The 2,306-nt window shown below is 43.3% G+C and carries 1 protein-coding gene; it reads right to left on the bottom strand.

What is annotated here, in order from left to right; genetic code table 11:
• Window positions 1-91: 91 nt before the first annotated feature.
• Window positions 92-1,711 (bottom strand): phosphoethanolamine--lipid A transferase EptA, encoded by a 1,620-nt coding sequence (gene eptA, locus CEJ45_RS24320; RefSeq protein WP_088757550.1) that lies wholly within the window; start codon window positions 1,709-1,711, stop codon window positions 92-94.
• Between the last annotated feature and the right edge of the window lie 595 nt (window positions 1,712-2,306).

Here is a 2,306-nt window from a genome sequence, read left to right as displayed (position 1 = left end):
GTAGCTATTTCGCTTCTTCTTTGCTTCACTCATTCTCGTCATCCCTTCCAGGACGACAGCTTAAATCAGTGTCTCAAATTCGGGGTCCACTTTATGGCACAGCGACAGGATGAAAAATATCCTTATCTTTTTTATAGACATCACTTAGTAAACCGAAGGCACCCATGACGCTGTGAAAAACATAATCCTGTGAATAGTTCTGATTTCGAACCGGTAGTGGATTGGCCAGATTTCTGCGCTCGGCAAATTTGTCTGACATCCAGACGAGAAAAGGAATGTTTGTTTGGACTGCGGGAGCAATCGAATACGGTATGCCATGCAGGTACAGGCCGTTTTCACCTAAAGATTCACCATGATCCGACACGTACATCATTACGGAGGCCGTGTTCTCGCGCGGTTTCAGTAAAGCAATAACTTGATTGAGCAAAAAATCCGTGTACAGGACTGTATTGTCATAGGTGTTAATTAATTCATCAGAACTGCATTTTTGCTGATCCACCGTCCGACATACCGGTTTGAATATTTCAAATTCAGGCGGATATTTTTTAAAATACTGCGGACCGTGGCTGCCAGACTGGTGGAGGACAATCAATATTTTCTTTCCATTCCGGGCGTTCTCCAGGCGTTCCTCAATCTTGTAGAGCAGCACTTCGTCATAACCCTCGCGTGGACAGTTATCCCGGCATTCTTTCCGGATCTCATCCGCCTTTTGAAAACTGCTTACCTTCATTGGCGGTTCGCCAAAATTATTGCTGCGCCAGATGACTTCCACGCCATGCCTGTCCAGATAGCTCGTTAAGGGCTCATACCCACCTCCAATTGGTGCGCCACCGCCCAGATGGGACAACATGCACTGGAGTGATCTCGTGGTGTAAGTGGCGCAGGAAGTGGTGTTTGGCATCACGGTAACGCCGGCGTTCGCCAGGAGCGGATTAGTGTCCCTGTGATAACCATAAAGGGAAAAATCCTGGGCGCGCGCAGATTCACCAATCACCAGGACGACGACAACGCTCTTTTCATCGGTAAATCGAAGGCTTGGTAGAAGGCGCTGCTCCTGGCGACTCGACGTTATTTCATTGTAATAGCGGGCGGAATTGACAATATAGGACCAAGGCAAAATCAATCCGCCGAACTGCTTAGCATTCTTATCAATCCAAAGCCAACTTTTGGCGTTAGCATAGATCCATGAACTTCCTATAAGCAAAGTAGAGAATAGAAACAGCACGCGTTTTGTTCTAGATACATACGTGAACGTTATTGTTTTTATAACAAAAGCGGGAATAATGCCGAGAAAAACTAGAAAAATCATTAGTCTTGGGTGGGCAAACCCGGTAACTTCACTGAAATTGGTATTGAAAACATTACCCATCATCGTGGCGTCCAGAATGGTTCCGTAGGCAACAATGAAATAAAGTGCAACCGCGCTTCCTATGGTCAGTAGGATGCAAACAAGTTTTGTCAGGCGAACTGAAATGAGCGAAATAGTGGTCAATATCACCATCGATACTATCATCTGAAATACAAATAGCGTAGCCAGAGACAAGGAGCCACCGAAATCTAGGGTTTCTAAGCTTAGAATCGCCCGATGATATAGTGGCCCTTGAAACAACACCGAGTTGACAATAGAATACAAAAAAATAAATAAAACTATATTGCAGCGAATTTTTCTGACTTTATAAAATAAAAACTTAAGTTTTTTAAAGATTTTCATAGAAACGTTATACCGGTATTATTCGTAAAATTCTGTTTGGCCAAGAATACATTCTTTCGGATTAGCCGCAGACCAAAAATGCCTCGGATAAATAGCAAGCCAGGATGTCAAAGACGAGGAAAGCCTATAGTTATTGATACTAATGCTCCGTGACGGGATAAGGTTCCGATAAGATCACACCTGCTTATTCATGGGTTAAAACATGGATCCCAAAATTACTTTTGGCACCCACAGTCAAGAAAACATATCCGCTGCGGGGCCAAAGCAACTAGGCAGGATTTTTCTGAAACTTGCTTTAAAATTAAATAAAATTAATCGTAAAATATTGACATTCGAATAAGCACGGCATAGATATCTTGGATGGCGACCTCAAGCAAATAGCCAGGTTAGAATCTTTTATTCTCAACAGCAATTGCAATGTCGACATACATTGTTTTCACTAATTTGATCAATATAATCGCTTTTAAATCAATCGAGGTTCAAATCCTTGCTCACGAGGGAATAAAGTGGACCCATCCGTCAAGACAGCGTTTGCCAGAATTTAAGCTGCATCCATGACTTCACTTGCAGCAGAACAGCGCTGCCCTGATCCTGC

Source organism: Herbaspirillum aquaticum, assembly GCF_002213425.1.
Lineage (GTDB): Bacteria > Pseudomonadota > Gammaproteobacteria > Burkholderiales > Burkholderiaceae_D > Herbaspirillum > Herbaspirillum aquaticum.
The sequence above is the reverse complement of the archived record's forward strand: the minus strand, read 5'-3'. Positions and strand labels throughout refer to the sequence as shown.

What these genes read in the sequence shown, in the direction of transcription:
- eptA (WP_088757550.1), bottom strand. Translation starts at nt 1,711, where the DNA reads ATGAAAATCTTTAAAAAACTTAAGTTTTTATTTTATAAAGTCAGAAAA.